Genomic DNA, 16247 nt, shown 5'->3' on the forward strand with positions numbered 1-16247 from the left:
TAGAGTGAGAGTGAACTTATGAGCTTGAATCCTAGAGACGTCGTGATTGTCGACTTCGGTCGTACTCCGATGGGCCGCTCCAAGGGCGGCATGCACCGCAACACCCGCGCCGAAGACATGTCGGCGCACCTGATCAGCAAATTGCTGGAACGCAACACCAAGGTCGATCCTGCCGAAGTCGAGGACGTGATCTGGGGCTGCGTGAACCAGACCCTGGAGCAGGGCTGGAACATCGCTCGCATGGCGTCGCTGATGACCCAGATCCCGCACACTTCGGCCGGCCAGACCGTCAGCCGTCTGTGTGGTTCGTCGATGAGCGCCTTGCACACTGCCGCGCAAGCGATCATGACTGGCAACGGTGACGTCTTCGTCGTTGGCGGCGTCGAGCATATGGGCCATGTGAGCATGATGCACGGTGTCGATCCGAACCCGCACATGTCCCTGTACGCGGCGAAAGCTTCGGGCATGATGGGCCTGACCGCTGAAATGCTCGGCAAAATGCACGGCATCACTCGCGAACAGCAGGACGCCTTTGGCTTGCGTTCCCACCAACTCGCCCACAAGGCGACCGTGGAAGGCAAGTTCAAGGACGAAATCATCCCGATGCAGGGCTACGACGAGAACGGTTTCCTGAAACTGTTCGACTACGACGAAACCATTCGTCCGGAAACCACCCTGGAAAGCCTGGCGACCTTGAAGCCGGCGTTCAATCCAAAGGGCGGCACCGTGACTGCCGGTACTTCGTCGCAGATCACCGATGGTGCTTCGTGCATGATCGTGATGTCGGCGCAGCGTGCTCAGGATCTGGGTATCCAGCCGATGGCGGTGATCCGTTCGATGGCGGTGGCGGGTGTGGACCCGGCGATCATGGGCTATGGTCCGGTACCAGCGACCCAGAAAGCGCTGAAACGTGCGGGCCTGGGCATCAACGATATCGACTTCTTCGAGCTCAACGAAGCGTTCGCTGCACAGGCGCTGCCGGTGCTGAAGGATCTGAAAGTGCTCGACAAGATGAATGAGAAGGTTAACCTGCACGGCGGCGCGATCGCCCTGGGTCACCCGTTCGGTTGCTCCGGTGCACGGATTTCCGGCACCTTGCTGAACGTGATGAAACAGAATGGCGGCACCTTCGGGGTGGCTACCATGTGCATTGGTCTCGGCCAAGGCATCTCCACCGTCTTCGAACGCGTTTAAGCGTCTCGTCGATGGAAGCCGGGGCCAAGTGCCCCGGTTTTTGTTTTTGCGGGTTTATTTTGTTTTTATTTTGAAAAAAAATTGAGAGAGGGCCGAAGCATGCCGATACAACCTGGGCTCTACCAACATTACAAAGGTCCGCAGTACCGCGTATTCAGTGTCGCACGGCACTCCGAGACGGAAGAGGAAGTGGTCTTTTACCAAGCCCTGTATGGCGAATACGGCTTCTGGGTTCGCCCCCTGAGCATGTTTCTGGAGTCGGTCGAGGTTGACGGCGAGCAGGTGCCACGCTTTGCTTTGGTGCAGGCCGAACCGAGCCTTTTTTCCAAGCCATAGGGCGAGTACGCGCAGAACCCTGCGCTTGACCTCACCTTGTAGCCACTATATATAGCGGTGCCGCGTCAGGCGCCAACCGCCTTTCACTTTTAGAATTCAGGAATTTTCTGATCCATGGGCAAATCGCTGGTCATTGTGGAATCCCCGGCTAAGGCCAAGACCATCAACAAGTATCTGGGCAACCAATACGTGGTGAAGTCGAGTATCGGCCATATCCGAGACCTGCCCACCAGCGGTTCGGCTAGCGCCAGCAAAGAGCCTGCCGCCAAGCGCGGCAAGGCCGCCGCAGGCGAAGGTCCGGCGCTCACGCCGAAAGAAAAGGCGCGCAAGCAGCTCGTTTCGCGCATGGGTGTCGATCCCGATCATGGCTGGAAAGCCAAGTACGAGATCCTCCCGGGCAAGGAAAAGGTCATCGAAGAGCTGCGCCGGCTCGCCAAGGATGCTGACACCATCTATCTCGCAACCGACTTGGATCGCGAGGGGGAAGCCATTGCCTGGCACCTGCGCGAAGCCATCGGTGGTGACGACAGCCGCTACAAGCGCGTGGTGTTCAACGAAATCACCAAGAAGGCGATTCAGGAAGCCTTCTCCGAGCCGGGCGAGCTGGACATCGACCGTGTCAACGCCCAGCAGGCGCGCCGTTTTCTCGACCGTGTCGTCGGCTACATGGTTTCGCCGCTGCTGTGGGCCAAGATTGCCCGTGGTCTGTCCGCCGGTCGTGTGCAATCGGTTGCCGTGAAACTGGTGGTTGAGCGTGAGCGTGAAATTCGTGCGTTCAACCCGGAAGAGTACTGGGAAGTGCATGCCGATCTCGGCAGCGCCAAAGGTTCGACCGTACGTTTCGAAGTGGCCCGTGAAAAAGGCGAAGCCTTCAAGCCGCTCAACGAAACCCAGGCCATGGCCGCGCTGGAGAAGCTCAAGTCTTCCAGCTACAGCATCGCCAAGCGCGAAGACAAACCGACCAGCAGCAAGCCGTCGGCACCGTTCATCACTTCCACGCTGCAACAGGCCGCCAGCAACCGCCTGGGCTTTGGCGTGAAGAAAACCATGATGATGGCCCAGCGTCTGTATGAAGCCGGCTACATCACGTATATGCGTACCGACTCGACCAACCTCTCGGCCGATGCCGTGGCGATGGCGCGTACCTACATCGAAAGCGAGTTCGGCAAGAAGTACCTGCCGGAAGCGCCAAACGTCTACAGCAGCAAGGAAGGCGCACAAGAGGCTCACGAAGCGATTCGTCCGTCCGACGCCAACACCATTCCGAGCAAGCTGTCGGGCATGGAGCGCGACGCTGAGCGCCTCTACGAGCTGATCTGGCGCCAGTTCCTGGCTTGCCAGATGCTGCCGGCGCAATACCTGTCGACCACCGTCAGTGTGGCCGCTGGCGACTTCGAGCTGCGCGCCAAGGGCCGTATCCTGAAGTTCGACGGTTACACCCGCGTTCTGCCGCAAATCGCCAAGCCGGGCGATGACGACGTTCTGCCAGACATGGCGCAGGGCGACGTGATGAAGCTGATCAAGCTCGATCCGTCCCAGCACTTCACCAAGCCGCCGGCCCGTTACTCGGAAGCCAGCCTGGTTAAAGAGATGGAAAAGCGTGGTATCGGTCGTCCTTCGACCTACGCCGCGATCATCTCGACCATTCAGGATCGCGGATACGTGACGCTGCACAACCGTCGTTTCTATTCGGAAAAGATGGGCGATATCGTCACCGAGCGTCTGTCAGAGAGCTTCTCCAATCTCATGGACTACGGCTTCACCGCCGGCATGGAAGAGAACCTCGATGACGTGGCCCAGGGCGAGCGCGACTGGAAAAACGTGCTGGACGAGTTCTACGGCGACTTCAAGAAGAAGCTCGAAGTAGCGGAAAACCCGGACGACGGCATGCGTGCCAACCAGCCGGTGATGACCGATATTCCGTGCACGACTTGCGGTCGTCCCATGCAGATTCGTACCGCGTCGACCGGCGTATTCCTTGGCTGCTCGGGTTACAGCCTGCCACCGAAAGAGCGTTGCAAGGCGACCGTCAACCTGGTGCCGGGCGACGAAATCGCTGCGGACGACGAGGGTGAGTCGGAATCTCTGGTGCTGCGTGGCAAGCACCGCTGCCCTATCTGCAGCACGGCGATGGATGCTTACCTGCTCGACGAGAAGCGCAAGCTGCACATCTGCGGTAACAACCCGGATTGTGCCGGCTACGAAATCGAAGAGGGCAGCTACCGGATCAAGGGCTACGAAGGCCCGAGCCTGGAATGCGACAAGTGCGGCAGCGAGATGCAGCTCAAGACTGGTCGCTTCGGCAAGTTCTTCGGTTGCACCAACCCGACCTGCAAGAACACCCGCAAATTGCTCAAGAGTGGTGACGCGGCGCCACCGAAGATGGATCCGGTGAAGATGCCGGAGCTGAAGTGCGAAAAGGTCAATGACACGTACATCCTGCGTGACGGCGCGTCCGGCCTGTTCCTGGCAGCCAGTCAGTTCCCGAAAAACCGCGAGACCCGTGCTCCGCTGGTGATCGAGATTCTGCCGCACAAGGACGAAATCGATCCGAAGTATCACTTCCTCTGTGACGCACCGCAGAAGGATCCTGATGGCTTGCCGGCGGTGATCCGTTACAGCCGCAAGACCAAGGAGCAGTACGTCCAGACCGAAGTCGACGGCAAGCCGACTGGCTGGAAGGCGTTCTTTGACGGTGGCAAGTGGACCGTTGAGGACAAGCGTCCGGCGGCGAAGGCGTAACGAGGCGTTCGTACTGAAAAGGCCGCATGAAACTTTCGGGTTTCATGCGGCCTTTCTGTTTTGGGCTTGCGGTGGGATCGGCTGATCCATGACACTGTCCGGCCTGTGTGAAGCAATTATTTCGTTGTGGAGAGCGCCGTCATGGCTCAAGAACTCTATACCCGTACCAATCAGAAGATCTATTTCGCTGGCTTGTCGCTGGAAGCCCTGGCAAGAGCCGAAGAGGGGCGGGCGATGAATGCTCTGGCACTGATTCAGGCCGGGCGCGAGTCGGCGCTGTTTCATCTGTATGGTGCGTTGTTGGGGCTTTGCCATGAAATTGCCGGGTTTTACCGACTGCCCGAGGCCAATGCACAGCGGGCTGAAGCGCTGTTGACCCGTGAGGTGCTGGAGTCGATCGCGATTCCGGAACTGGCTGAGATGATCGAGCTGGCTGGGAATCCGGAAACCTGGCTGGCCAAACTGTTGGCGGCGCATTCGGCGATGTTTCAGCCTCCGCGAGTGCCTCACAAGCCCAAAGGCGACGTGACGCAACCGCTGATTCAGGCAGTGAATCTGGATGAGGAAGAGGCGCCGCAAGAGCTGAGTCGCCAGGAGTTGGAAGTGTGGCGGCAAAACCTCAAGAGTCTGGCGATTCGCTTTCGCGACGGCCTGAACGAATGCTGAACGGGTTCGGGGTGATGGCAATCTGAAACATGCTGCTGGTCAAGATCCCGAGCGAAGCCTGAACGATGTCTATATAATCCCTGCCTTTCGTGGAGAACAGACCCCTATGCCAACGTCCTTTCTAGAAATTGTCGAGTTACCAGACGGCCGTATCGAGCTGCGCAGGGCCGAGGACGAGGGTTCTTTGGTTACTCTGGATTTCTCCGAGGATGCCAAGGCGTTCCTGCAGGGCCAGCATGTAGAAATCGCCAAGGCGATGCTCAGTGTCGGCGTCCAGATGGCAGGTCGCATGGTCGAGGGCGAGTTTGACAAGGATGAGGGGCAGCGGGTTCTTCATTGATCCCGGCTCAGTCGTTACCGCATCAGATCGGCTTCTCTGTCCCTGGAGAAGCCCTGCGCTTCACACAGCGCGCATTACAAGCAAGTGAATCAACCCAAGCGAATATTCAGGCTCTGCGCATCACCGATGCGTGCGGCGCTGACCAGTTGTTGCCGCGAACTTGTGTTCAGAGGGTTGAGCCAAGTGACGACAGTGTGGCTGCGACCCAGGCGCAATGCTTCGCAGGCCAGTTGCTGAGCACTTTGAGTGCCGCGCGGTTGCAACAGCAGAATGCGCTCCCTGTTCAGGCCGGCCTCCCGCAGCCAGGTCTGGGTGAGGCTGGCGGGTGGGGCGATCAAGGTCAGCCATCGCGCATCCTGATCCTCACTCAATTCGCGAAGAATGGGCGCCAGCAGGCTCAGACAGTTCCCGGCCGCACCACGCAATGACAGTTCGCTGAAGACTTCGGGTTGTGCATTCCAGGAGCGCTCGACCACGTCGTTGAGGATCGGAGCCAGTGGCTGCGCCAGAAACGCATCGAATAACGGCAATTGTGTTTGCTGAGGTGCTTGTGGGAACTGCATGGAGCCTCCTTTAGCGGCGAATGACGCCGACACTCAAGCCTTCGATGACCAGTTCCTGGTCGTTCAGGTTGACTTCGATGGGCGCGAATTCCGGATTCTCGGCAATCAGCCAGACTTTGCTGCCGTCGCGCTTGAAGCGTTTGACGGTCACTTCATCGCCGATCCGGGCCACGACAATCTGGCCGTTGCGCGCTTCGCGAGTGGTGTGAACCGCGAGCAGGTCGCCGTCGAAAATACCGATGTCCTTCATGCTCATGCCGTGTACGCGCAACAGGTAGTCGGCGCGCGGATGGAAGAAGGCCGGGTTGATGTTGCAGGATTCTTCAATGTGCTGTTGGGCGAGGATCGGGGCGCCGGCGGCCACCCGACCGATGATCGGCAACGTGGATTCGTCGTCCTTGGCCTCAAGGCCGGGAATCCGAATGCCGCGAGAGGCGCCAGGGGTCATCTCGATGGCGCCTTTGCGGGCAAGCGCCTTGAGATGTTCTTCCGCCGCGTTGGGCGATTTGAAACCCAGCTCCTGAGCGATTTCGGCGCGTGTCGGCGGGTAGCCGTTGTCTTCGAGGCAGCGTTTGATGAAGGCCAGAATCTCGGCTTGGCGTGGCGTCAGCTTTAGCATATTGATCGCTCTGTTTTTTTATACAGTGGCTGGGATTATATACAGTGAAGCGACCTTGGCAATGCCCGTTTTTTGGCCAGCTGCCGGACGGTCGGCGCGAGCGCGGATGGAAGCGTCTGCCTTGTGTGGTTAAATAGCTGACCGACCATTCCCAAAACGACTTCGCAAGCTTGACAACGCACAGGCTGAAACGTATGTTTCAAACAAGTGTTTGTCAGGCGGAGTAGCCATGGCCCAGTCGGAAACCGTTGAACGCATTCTTGATGCTGCCGAGCAGTTGTTCGCGGAGAAAGGTTTCGCCGAAACCTCGTTGCGTTTGATCACCAGCAAGGCCGGGGTCAACCTGGCGGCGGTCAACTATCACTTCGGCTCAAAAAAGGCGCTGATCCAGGCGGTTTTCTCGCGTTTTCTCGGGCCGTTCTGCATCAGCCTCGATAAAGAGCTTGAGCGGCGTCAGGCCAAGCCCGAAAACAAGCCGACCCTGGAAGAGTTGCTGGAGATCCTGGTCGAGCAGGCATTGGTCGTGCAACCGCGCAGCGGCAACGACTTGTCGATCTTCATGCGCTTGCTCGGTCTGGCCTTCAGCCAGAGTCAGGGTCACCTGCGGCGTTATCTGGAAGACATGTACGGCAAGGTTTTCCGCCGCTACATGTTGCTGGTCAACGAAGCCGCTCCGCGCATTCCTCCCATCGAATTGTTCTGGCGTGTTCACTTCATGCTCGGTGCGGCAGCCTTCAGCATGTCCGGGATCAAGGCCTTGCGCGCGATTGCCGAGACCGATTTCGGCGTCAATACATCCATTGAGCAGGTCATGCGCCTGATGGTGCCGTTCCTGGCCGCCGGCATGCGTGCCGAAACCGGCGTCACTGACGATGCCATGGCCACCGCTCAGTTGCGTCCGCGCAGCAAGACCGCACCGGCGGTTGCCAAGGCCTGATCGACTGCGATATCCGGGTGGGCGCGGCAGCTGACATCCGCTAAGCTAGCCGCCCATGCCGACTCTCGTTCTGAACCCGTCTCCATTGAAACCGCCGCCTGGGATAATCCCGGCGGCGTTTTCGTGTGCGACGGGTTTTTCGTTTTAAAGGAATCTCTATGACTGCAGGCCTGCAAGGCTCGTTGATGGTGGACGTCGCCGGTACCTGGCTGACGGCTGAAGATCGCCAACTGTTGCGCCAGCCCGAAGTGGGTGGCCTGATCATTTTTGCCCGCAACATCGAGCATCCACGCCAGGTTCGCGAGCTGAGCGCAGCGATCCGCGCCATCCGTCCGGATCTGCTGCTGGCGGTGGATCAGGAGGGCGGTCGCGTGCAGCGCCTGCGTCAGGGTTTCGTGCGTCTGCCGGCCATGCGCGCGATTGCCGACAATCCGAATGCGGAATATCTGGCCGAACAATGTGGCTGGATCATGGCCACCGAAGTGTTGGCGGTCGGCCTCGACCTCAGTTTCGCGCCGGTGCTGGATCTGGATTACCAGCGCAGCGCCGTGGTCGGCACCCGCTCGTTCGAGGGCGATCCCGAGCGCGCCGCGTTGCTCGCCGGGGCCTTCATTCGTGGCATGAACGCAGCCGGCATGGCGGCCACCGGCAAGCATTTCCCCGGTCATGGCTGGGCAGAGGCTGACTCCCACGTCGCGATCCCCAACGACGAGCGCAGTCTCGACCAGATCCGCGCCAATGACCTGGTGCCGTTCGCCAGATTGAGCAAGCAATTGGCGGCGGTCATGCCGGCCCATGTGATCTATCCGCAAGTCGACGCACAACCTGCCGGTTTCTCCCGTCGCTGGTTGCAGGACATTCTGCGTGGCGAGTTGCAGTTCGATGGCGTGATCTTCAGTGATGACTTGTCGATGGCCGGTGCTCATGTGGTCGGCGATGCGGCCAGTCGTATCGAAGCGGCGCTGACGGCCGGTTGCGACATGGGCCTGGTGTGTAATGATCGCGCCGCTGCCGAGCTCGCCCTGAGCGCTGCGCAGCGCCTGAAGGTCAAGCCGTCGGCGCGTATCGCGCGGATGCGCGGGCAGGCGTTCGCCAATACCGAATACCGTCAGGATCCACGCTGGCTGGCCGCTGTCGGCGCGCTCAAAGACGCTCAACTGATTGATTAAGGATTTTTCGCTATGACGGTTTACGCAATCATCGGTGGCACCGGCCTGACCCAGCTCGAAGGCTTGAGCATTCGTCAGTCACTGGCAGTGGACACGCCCTACGGCGCGCCATCGGCCGACGTGCAGATTGGCGAATACGCCGGCAAGGAAGTGCTGTTCCTCGCCCGTCACGGCCATCCACACCGCTTCCCGCCGCACAAGGTCAACTACCGCGCCAACCTGTGGGCGTTGAAGCAGGCCGGGGCCGAGGCGATTATCGCGGTCAACGCCGTGGGCGGGATTCATCCTGCAATGGGCACCGGGCATTTCTGTGTGCCGCATCAGATCGTGGACTACACCAGCGGTCGCGAACACACCTATTTCGCCGATGACCTGGAACATGTCACGCATATCGACTTCAGCTTTCCCTACAGCGAGCCGCTGCGTCAGCAACTGATCGCCGCGCTGGCCGCCGAAGGCTGCGAGTACAGCGATCAAGGCGTCTACGCCTGCACCCAGGGGCCGCGTCTGGAAACGGTGGCCGAGATCGTGCGCCTGGAGCGTGACGGTTGCGACATCGTCGGCATGACCGGCATGCCGGAAGCGGCGCTGGCTCGTGAGCTGGAGCTGGATTACGCCTGCCTGTCGCTGGTGGTGAACCCGGCGGCGGGCAAGACCACGGCGGTGATCACCATGGCCGAGATCGAGCAGGCCTTGCATGACGGGATGGGCAAGGTGAAATCGACGCTGGCGCGGGTGCTCAAGGGCTGAGTCCGGTTTTGAATTGTGTTGCCCCTTTCGTGAGCAAGCCCGCTGCCACAGGTTTTGTATGACGCCTGTGGCAGCGGGCTTGCTCGCGAATGAGATCTGACAAGCGCCGAGATTCAGCGCTTGTCGAACTTGTCCGGCAACGGCGCAAACAACGCATCGATATCGTCGTTCTGCAGCTTCCAGTCTCCGGCCTTGCGCCCATCCAGCACGCCCGCCGCCAGGTCGGACTTTTCCTTTTGCAGGTGCTGAATCTTCTCTTCCACCGTGCCTCGGGCAATCATCTTGTAGACGAATACCGGCTTCTCCTGGCCGATTCGGTAGGCGCGGTCGGTGGCCTGATTCTCGGTGGCCGGGTTCCACCACGGGTCGTAGTGAATCACCGTATCCGCTTCGGTGAGGTTCAAGCCAACGCCGCCGGCCTTCAGGCTGATCAGAAAGATCTGACGCTTGCCGCTCTGGAATTCCTTCACTGGCGTGCGCCGGTCACGGGTCTGCCCGGTCAGCAGGGCGTAGGCGACGTTGCGTTTTTTCAGTTCGTCTTCGATCAGGGCCAGCATCGACGTGAACTGTGAAAACAGCAGAATCCGCCGACCTTCCTCGAACAGTTCCTCCAGCATCTCCATCAGGCTGTCGAGTTTGCCCGAGGTGCTGCCACTAGCGGGCAGGGGAGCGTCGTTGACCAGGCGCAGATCGCAGCAGACCTGACGCAGCTTGAGCAGCGCCTCGAGAATGATGATCTGGCTGCGTGCCACGCCCTTGCGGGTGATCTCGTCGCGGACTTTCTTGTCCATCGCCAGACGCATGGTTTCGTACACGTCGCGCTGGGCTTCGTTGAGTTCGACCCAGTGGATGATCTCGGTTTTCGGCGGCAACTCGGTCGCCACCTGTTCCTTGGTGCGGCGCAACAGGAATGGCTTGATCCGGCCGTTAAGGTGCTGAAGCCTGACTTCGCTGGCGTGTTTTTCAATCGGCACGCGATAAGAGGCATTGAAGCTTTTGACGTCGCCGAGCCAGCCGGGCAGCAGGAAGTGAAACAGCGACCACAATTCGCCCAAGTGGTTTTCCAGCGGCGTTCCGCTCAGGCACAGACGCTGGCGAGCGTTGAGTTCGCGCGCGGCCTGCGCCGCCTTGCTGTTGGGGTTCTTGATGTATTGCGCTTCGTCCAGCACCAGCACATGCAACGATTGCTGCGCCAGACGTTCGACATCCTTGGGCAGCAACGCATAAGTAGTGAGGATCAGATCGTAGTCGGCCAGATGTTCGAAGTGTTTTTTGCGACTGGGGCCGTACAGCGCAACCACCTTGAGTTGCGGGGTGAAGTGCGCTGCTTCGTCGAGCCAGTTCGGAATCAGGCTGGTGGGCATCACCACCATGCACGGACGATCCAGGCGTCCGGCGTTTTTCTCGCTGAGAATGTGCGCCAGGGTCTGTAGGGTTTTGCCCAGGCCCATGTCGTCCGCGAGAATCCCGCCGACTTCGAGTTCGCGCAGCGATTGCATCCAGCTCAGCCCTTCGAGCTGATAAGGGCGCAGTGTCGCGTTCAGGCCTTTTGGCGCCTTGGCGTTGTAGCTGCGAATATCGCGCAGGCGCTGGGCGAGGCTGCGAATCTGGTCGCCGCCCTCCCACAGCAAGGGAATGCCTTCCAGTGCATTGAGTCGGGTGGCGTCGGCCTTGCTCAGACGCAGGGTGGTTTCGCCCGGCTCTTGCAGGTAGAAGTTGCCGAGGGTCGCCAGCACCGGTTTCAATCGACCCAGAGGCAGCGCCACCTGCAACGGCCCGTGTTCGCTGTTGCGTTGCGGAATGTTGACCAGGATCAGCTCATCGTCGCGCCGGCGGGCGAGGCGCTCGGGGACAAGAATCTCGGTGTGCGAGCGCATCAGGTTGAGCAGAATCGGCAGCAGGCTCAGGCGCTCGCCGTTGACGATGATCCCCAGTTCCAGGTCGAACCAGTCGCGTTCCGGCGTCTGCTCGACGGTGGCGTACCAGTCGTCGACGGCGGTCAGGTCGAAACCGAACTCGTCGTCGATCTGCAATTCCCAGCCCTGGGTGCGCAGCTTTGGCAAATCATTGAGGGTAAAGGTCAGCCAGGCGCTGTCATTGACCATCTCGTACAGCTCGCCGGCGCTTTCCGGCAAGGCCTTGCTCTGCCGGGTGGCGATGCGGAAACCGAGGATGCGCAGTTGCTCGCGATACGTCTGCTCGATGTCCGGATGACGCTTGATGCGCAGGGTCTGGGTTTCCTGGCGAATCAGGATGTCGCTGTTTTTCTGCCCGCTGACGTATTCGTCGAGATAGCTGAAAGACAGTGCCGCGCGATGCTGGATGTAGCGCTGCATTTTGCCGTTGCGTGGCTCGAAGGCGCTGAACTCGACGCTCGCCAGCCACAGGCGCGGCATTGGCTGGACGTTGTCCACCAGCACTTGCGGCGGCGCTTTGGGGCTGCGGTTTTCCAGCACGGCCTGGAGTTTCTCCAGCAGTTCGGCGTCCTTGGCGGCGGCGGGGTATTCGAGGGTTTCCTGCACTTGCAGCAATACGGCTGCACAGTGTTTGCAGTTGCTGTGAACAGGGCAGGTACAGGTCGCGTCGACCATCAGCAGCGTGCCTTTGGCCGACTCGCGCAGGCGAATCGTCTGGCGATAGACGTTGCCGCCAGAGCCTTCGCAACTGGCGGTGATGGTGGCGTCGCCGACCTGAACGATGCGTACCCGGTTTTCCAGAGCGTAGCGGCGGCCACGCTCCAGGCTCTGTTCCTTGAATCGGCTGACCCAGGAGGGTGCCAACGGCTTGCTCAGAGACGCGGACATAACGACTTCGATCAGTCCGGAACGACTTCAGGCGCTTCCCGTGGCGCAGGCGCCGTCAGGGAAGTGATCTTGATCAGCAGGGCCAGGTGGCCGTTGTCGAGATAGTTGAGCTGGCCATTCTTGGTGTGGCTTTCCTGTTTCAGCCGTTCGCTGGCGGTGACCATGCCGTTGCCATCTATCTGATTGACCCAGAAGTCGGCGTTCACGTCGGTAAAGCGCCCGAGCTGCATTTCCAGGGTGCCTTCGATCGGGTATTGGCCGAACTGCTCCTGGCCCTCGCTGACTGCGACCTTTGCTGGCGCCTCGCCCAGGGTCTGTTGCCAGGCCTTGTGCATCAATACGCTGTACTCGCCGCTGGCGGTCAGCTTCGCCGCGACGTCGCCCAGTGCCGGGGTGCGTCTGGTTTCATCGCCGAGGCGCTGGGCGCCAGCGGCCCAGTCTTCCGGTGCGGCACGGCTGACAATCGCCGGCACCGCGTTCTGGCGGACCAGAATCATTTCGACCTGATACGTGTCATCGGCAAATGCCGTGGGGGCCAGCAGCGTCATCAAGAGCGAGGTCATCAACAGGGTTGGTGAACGAAACAGGCGCATGCGGCGTCCTTCAAGCAGTTTTCGGGATGAGGCGCTCGAACAGCGCCTCCACAGTATTAAAGCGCTCTTCCGGGCGCTCCATCGGCACCATGAACTTGAACATCGTGGCGCCTTCGAATTTGTAGCGTTTGGGCTGGCCCTGGATCAGTTTGATCAGGGTCAGCGGGTCGACCGGTGTCTGCGCGGCGAACTCGATGCGTCCGCCCTGCGGGCCGCCGTCGACTTTCTTGATGCCCAGCTGTTCGGCCTGCAATTTCAGCGCGGTGATCCGCACCAGGTTCTTGGTCGGTTCCGGCAGCAGGCCGAAGCGGTCGATCATCTCCACTTGCAGGTCTTTCAGGCCTTCTTCGTCGGTGGCCGAGGCGATGCGCTTGTAGAGGATCAGTCGGGCGTGAACGTCCGGCAGATAGTCTTCCGGAATCAGCGCCGGCACCCGCAGATTGACCTCCGGGCCACCGCCGAGCGGTTGGTCGAGGTTCGGCTGCTCGCCCTTGCGGATCGACTTGACCGCGCGTTCGAGCATTTCCATATAAAGGGTGAAGCCCACGGCCTGGATCTGCCCGCTCTGGCCATCGCCGAGCAGTTCGCCGGCGCCCCGGATTTCCAGGTCGTTGGTCGCCAGCACGAAGCCCGCGCCAAGGTCCTGGGTGTTGGCAATCGCCTCCAGGCGCTTTTCCGCATCGGCGGTGATTTGCTGGCGCGGCGGCGTCAGCAGATAGGCGTAGGCCTGGTGGTGACTGCGGCCGACGCGTCCGCGCAACTGGTGCAGCTGCGCCAGGCCGAACTTGTCGGCGCGCTCGATGATGATGGTGTTGGCGCTCGGCACGTCGATGCCGGTCTCGATGATGGTCGAGGCAATCAGCACGTTGAAGCGCTTGTGGTAGAAGTCGCTCATCACCTGTTCGAGTTCGCGCTCGCGCATCTGCCCGTGGCCGATGCCGATCCGCGCTTCCGGCACCAGTTCGGCCAGGTCGGCGGCGCACTTCTCGATGGTCTTCACGTCGTTGTGCAGGTAGTAGACCTGACCGCCGCGCAGCAACTCACGCAGCAGCGCTTCCTTGACCGTGCTCTTGTTCTGCTCCATGACGAAGGTGCGCACCGACAGGCGTCGTGCCGGTGGCGTGGCGATGATCGACAGGTCGCGCATGCCCGACACCGCCATGTTCAGCGTGCGCGGAATCGGCGTGGCGGTCAGTGTGAGGATGTCGACTTCACTGCGCAGGGCCTTGAGCTGTTCCTTCTGACGGACACCGAAGCGGTGTTCCTCGTCGATGATGACCAGCCCGAGGTTTTTGATCTTCACGTCGTCGGACAGCAGTTTGTGCGTGCCGATCACGATGTCGATCTTGCCTTCTGCCAGATCGGCGACCGCGGCGTTCACTTCCTTGGCCGACTTGAAGCGGCTCATCACTTCCACGGCCACCGGCCAGTCGGCGAAACGATCGCGGAAGCTGTTGTAATGCTGCTGGGCGAGCAGGGTGGTCGGCACCAGGATCGCCACTTGTTTGCCGCCGTGTACGGCAATGAACGCGGCGCGCATCGCCACTTCGGTCTTGCCGAAGCCGACGTCGCCACAGACCAGGCGATCCATCGGCTTGGGCGCGAGCATGTCTTCGCGCACGGCTTCGATGGTGGCTTGCTGGTCCGGGGTTTCCTCGAACGGGAAGCCGGCGCTGAAGGTCGCGTAATCGGCTTTCGGGTCGGCGAAGGCGTAACCCTCGCGAGCCGCGCGACGGGCATAGATGTCGAGCAGTTCGGCGGCCACGTCGCGCACCTGTTCGGCAGCCTTGCGCTTGGCTTTCTGCCAGGTCTCGGAGCCGAGGCGGTGCAGCGGGGCGAGGGCGTCGTCGCTGCCGGTGTAGCGGGCGATCAGGTGCAGGTTGGCCACCGGCACATAGAGTTTTGCGCCCTCGGCGTATTCCAGGGTGAGGAATTCGGCGGCCTGATTGTCGATCTCGAGGATCGTCAGGCCCAGGTAGCGGCCGACCCCATGGTCGATATGCACCACCGGCGCGCCTTCGCGCAGTTCGGTGAGGTTTTTGATGACGGCGTCGTTGTTGGCATCGGCGCGTTTTTCGCGACGGCGACGCTGCATCACGCGCTGGCCGAACAGCGGGCTTTCCGCCACCAGCGCCAGCGCCGGGTTGTCGAGCATCAGGCCTTCATCGAGCGGGGCGATGGTGATTGCCAAGCGCTCCTTGCCGGCGACGAAGTCCGGCCAGCTGTCGACGGTTTTCGGTCGCAGCTTCAGGCGTTCCAGCAGCTCCAGCAGCACCTCGCGGCGGCCGGCGGATTCGGCGGTGAACAGCACCCGCCCGGGGAACTCGTCGAGGAACGCCGAGAGCGCGGCCAGGGGTTGTGTGGCCTTGGCTTCAATCGCCAGATTCGGCAGTGCCTGGGCCGGGAAGCGCTCGCGGCCGATCCCGGTTTCCACGTCCTGCTGGCTGGCGACCACGCGCGGCCAGCTCTTGAGGCGGGCGAAGCAGTCTTCCACCGGCAGGAACAATTCGGCCGGCGGCAATAAAGGACGGGATGGGTCGACGCGGCGTTCTTCATAACGATTGCGCACGTCGTTCCAGAAGTTTTCCGCCGCCTGCTCGATACCCGGCAGCGAGAACACCTGAGTGTCCTGGGGCAGGTAATCGAACAGGGTCGAGGTTTCTTCGAAGAACAGCGGCAGGTAGTACTCGATGCCGGCCGGCGTGATGCCGCTGCTCAGGTCCTGGAAGATCGGGCAGCGACGGAAGTCGACATCGAAGCGTTCACGAAAGCGTGCCTTGAAGCGGGTGACCGCTTCCTTTTGCAGCGGGAATTCCTTGGCCGGGAGCAACTTGACCGAATCGACCTTGTCGATGGAGCGCTGGTTTTCCGGATCGAAGGTGCGCAGGGTTTCGATTTCGTCGTCGAACAGGTCGATCCGGTACGGCAGTTTACTGCCCATCGGGAACAGGTCGATCAACGCGCCGCGCACGGTGAACTCGCCATGCTCGTAGACCGTGTCGACGTAGCGATAGCCGCTGGCCTCGAGCCGCGTGCGCATCTGTTCGACATCGAGCTTCTGGCCGACATCCAGCACCAGGCTGCTGCCGAGCAGGAATTTGGTCGGTGCCAGACGATGCAGGGCGGTCGTGATCGGCACCACCAGCACGCCGTGTTCCAGCTCCGGCAGTCTATAAAGGCTGGCGATGCGCTGGGAGATGATGTCCTGATGCGGCGAGAACAGGTCGTACGGCAGGGTTTCCCAGTCGGGGAAATGCAGTACGGGCAAATCCGGGGCGAAGAAACTCAGCTCCTGTTCCAGCCGTTCGGCGCTCTGGCTGTCGGCGGTCAGTAGCAGGGTGAAGCGCTTGGCAGCGCTGGCAGCCTCGGCAATCGCCAGGCTCAGGGCGGCACCGGGCAGATTGCCCCAGTGCTGTTTACCTGCCGCGGCAGGGAGAAGCGGTAGACGCAGAACAGGCACGGAAGGTTGAGCTCCAGGCTTTGCGACAAAGTCGGTAATTGTAGCGGCGTCCGGTGCCGCCTGTCAGTTGCAGA

The 16247-nt window shown here is 61.0% G+C and carries 13 protein-coding genes; 8 read left to right on the forward strand and 5 right to left on the reverse strand.

Annotated features, from left to right (window positions below; genetic code table 11):
* Positions 1-18 precede the first annotated feature (18 nt).
* From fadA to N8H74_RS23470, 5 genes are all read left to right on the forward strand, one after another.
* A complete protein-coding gene (fadA, locus tag N8H74_RS23450; RefSeq protein ID WP_217831543.1) occupies positions 19-1194 on the forward strand; it encodes an acetyl-CoA C-acyltransferase FadA in 1176 nt (391 codons plus the stop codon).
* A gap of 99 nt (positions 1195-1293) precedes the next feature.
* Complete coding sequence (locus N8H74_RS23455; protein WP_262150656.1) at positions 1294-1530, forward strand: DUF1653 domain-containing protein; 237 nt, start codon at positions 1294-1296, stop codon at positions 1528-1530.
* Between the two features lie 114 nt (positions 1531-1644).
* A complete protein-coding gene (gene topA, locus N8H74_RS23460) occupies positions 1645-4272 on the forward strand; it encodes a type I DNA topoisomerase (RefSeq protein WP_217831545.1) in 2628 nt (875 codons plus the stop codon).
* Positions 4273-4413: 141 nt separating this feature from the next.
* Positions 4414-4938: a DUF6586 family protein gene (locus N8H74_RS23465; RefSeq protein WP_262150658.1), complete on the forward strand. Its 525-nt coding sequence runs from the start codon at positions 4414-4416 to the stop codon at positions 4936-4938.
* 106 nt (positions 4939-5044) lie between these two features.
* Positions 5045-5278: a hypothetical protein gene (locus tag N8H74_RS23470; protein WP_217831547.1), complete on the forward strand. Its 234-nt coding sequence runs from the start codon at positions 5045-5047 to the stop codon at positions 5276-5278.
* 89 nt (positions 5279-5367) lie between these two features.
* On the opposite strand, the gene sulA is transcribed toward N8H74_RS23470, so the two are convergent.
* Together sulA and lexA are read right to left on the reverse strand one after the other, a co-directional pair.
* On the reverse strand, positions 5368-5841 hold the full coding sequence (gene sulA, locus N8H74_RS23475) for an SOS-induced cell division inhibitor SulA (RefSeq protein ID WP_262150660.1): 474 nt from the start codon (positions 5839-5841) through the stop codon (positions 5368-5370).
* A 10-nt stretch (positions 5842-5851) separates the two neighbouring features.
* Complete coding sequence (gene lexA, locus N8H74_RS23480) at positions 5852-6460, reverse strand: transcriptional repressor LexA (RefSeq protein WP_217831549.1); 609 nt, start codon at positions 6458-6460, stop codon at positions 5852-5854.
* Between the two features lie 229 nt (positions 6461-6689).
* Here lexA and N8H74_RS23485 point away from each other — a divergent pair, with 229 nt between their 5' ends.
* The 3 genes from N8H74_RS23485 to N8H74_RS23495 all read left to right on the forward strand — a co-directional run bounded on the left by N8H74_RS23485 (position 6690) and on the right by N8H74_RS23495 (position 9316).
* Positions 6690-7397 (forward strand): TetR/AcrR family transcriptional regulator, encoded by a 708-nt coding sequence (locus N8H74_RS23485; RefSeq protein ID WP_217831550.1) that lies wholly within the window; start codon positions 6690-6692, stop codon positions 7395-7397.
* Positions 7398-7555: 158 nt separating this feature from the next.
* Complete coding sequence (gene nagZ / locus N8H74_RS23490; RefSeq protein WP_225929995.1) at positions 7556-8566, forward strand: beta-N-acetylhexosaminidase; 1011 nt, start codon at positions 7556-7558, stop codon at positions 8564-8566.
* 12 nt (positions 8567-8578) lie between these two features.
* Entirely contained in the window at positions 8579-9316 is a 738-nt protein-coding gene (locus tag N8H74_RS23495) for an S-methyl-5'-thioinosine phosphorylase (RefSeq protein ID WP_217831551.1), read from the forward strand.
* Between the two features lie 113 nt (positions 9317-9429).
* Here the strand turns inward: N8H74_RS23495 and N8H74_RS23500 are convergent, their stop codons facing one another.
* From N8H74_RS23500 to mfd, 3 genes are read right to left on the reverse strand one after another with little or no spacing between them, the layout of a single operon-like run.
* The gene (locus N8H74_RS23500; protein ID WP_262150663.1) at positions 9430-12120 is read right to left on the reverse strand and encodes a DEAD/DEAH box helicase; all 2691 of its coding nucleotides are present in this window, start codon (positions 12118-12120) and stop codon (positions 9430-9432) included.
* 11 nt (positions 12121-12131) lie between these two features.
* Complete coding sequence (locus N8H74_RS23505; RefSeq protein ID WP_217831553.1) at positions 12132-12713, reverse strand: CsiV family protein; 582 nt, start codon at positions 12711-12713, stop codon at positions 12132-12134.
* A 10-nt stretch (positions 12714-12723) separates the two neighbouring features.
* Positions 12724-16173, reverse strand: a complete 3450-nt coding sequence (gene mfd, locus N8H74_RS23510) for a transcription-repair coupling factor (RefSeq protein WP_262150666.1) — start codon at positions 16171-16173, stop codon at positions 12724-12726.
* Between the last annotated feature and the right edge of the window lie 74 nt (positions 16174-16247).

The organism is Pseudomonas sp. B2M1-30 (assembly GCF_025447575.1).
GTDB classification, from domain to species: Bacteria; Pseudomonadota; Gammaproteobacteria; order Pseudomonadales; family Pseudomonadaceae; genus Aquipseudomonas; species Aquipseudomonas botevensis.

Bases quoted from the DNA above. Each gene is read 5' to 3' on its own strand.
- fadA (WP_217831543.1), top strand. From the start codon at position 19: ATGAGCTTGAATCCTAGAGACGTCGTGATTGTCGACTTCGGTCGTACT.
- nagZ (WP_225929995.1), top strand. From the start codon at position 7,556: ATGACTGCAGGCCTGCAAGGCTCGTTGATGGTGGACGTCGCCGGTACC.
- N8H74_RS23470 (WP_217831547.1), top strand. From the start codon at position 5,045: ATGCCAACGTCCTTTCTAGAAATTGTCGAGTTACCAGACGGCCGTATC.
- lexA (WP_217831549.1), bottom strand. From the start codon at position 6,460: ATGCTAAAGCTGACGCCACGCCAAGCCGAGATTCTGGCCTTCATCAAA.
- N8H74_RS23455 (WP_262150656.1), top strand. From the start codon at position 1,294: ATGCCGATACAACCTGGGCTCTACCAACATTACAAAGGTCCGCAGTAC.
- N8H74_RS23505 (WP_217831553.1), bottom strand. From the start codon at position 12,713: ATGCGCCTGTTTCGTTCACCAACCCTGTTGATGACCTCGCTCTTGATG.
- N8H74_RS23495 (WP_217831551.1), top strand. From the start codon at position 8,579: ATGACGGTTTACGCAATCATCGGTGGCACCGGCCTGACCCAGCTCGAA.
- N8H74_RS23500 (WP_262150663.1), bottom strand. From the start codon at position 12,120: ATGTCCGCGTCTCTGAGCAAGCCGTTGGCACCCTCCTGGGTCAGCCGA.
- sulA (WP_262150660.1), bottom strand. From the start codon at position 5,841: ATGCAGTTCCCACAAGCACCTCAGCAAACACAATTGCCGTTATTCGAT.
- N8H74_RS23485 (WP_217831550.1), top strand. From the start codon at position 6,690: ATGGCCCAGTCGGAAACCGTTGAACGCATTCTTGATGCTGCCGAGCAG.
- N8H74_RS23465 (WP_262150658.1), top strand. From the start codon at position 4,414: ATGGCTCAAGAACTCTATACCCGTACCAATCAGAAGATCTATTTCGCT.
- topA (WP_217831545.1), top strand. From the start codon at position 1,645: ATGGGCAAATCGCTGGTCATTGTGGAATCCCCGGCTAAGGCCAAGACC.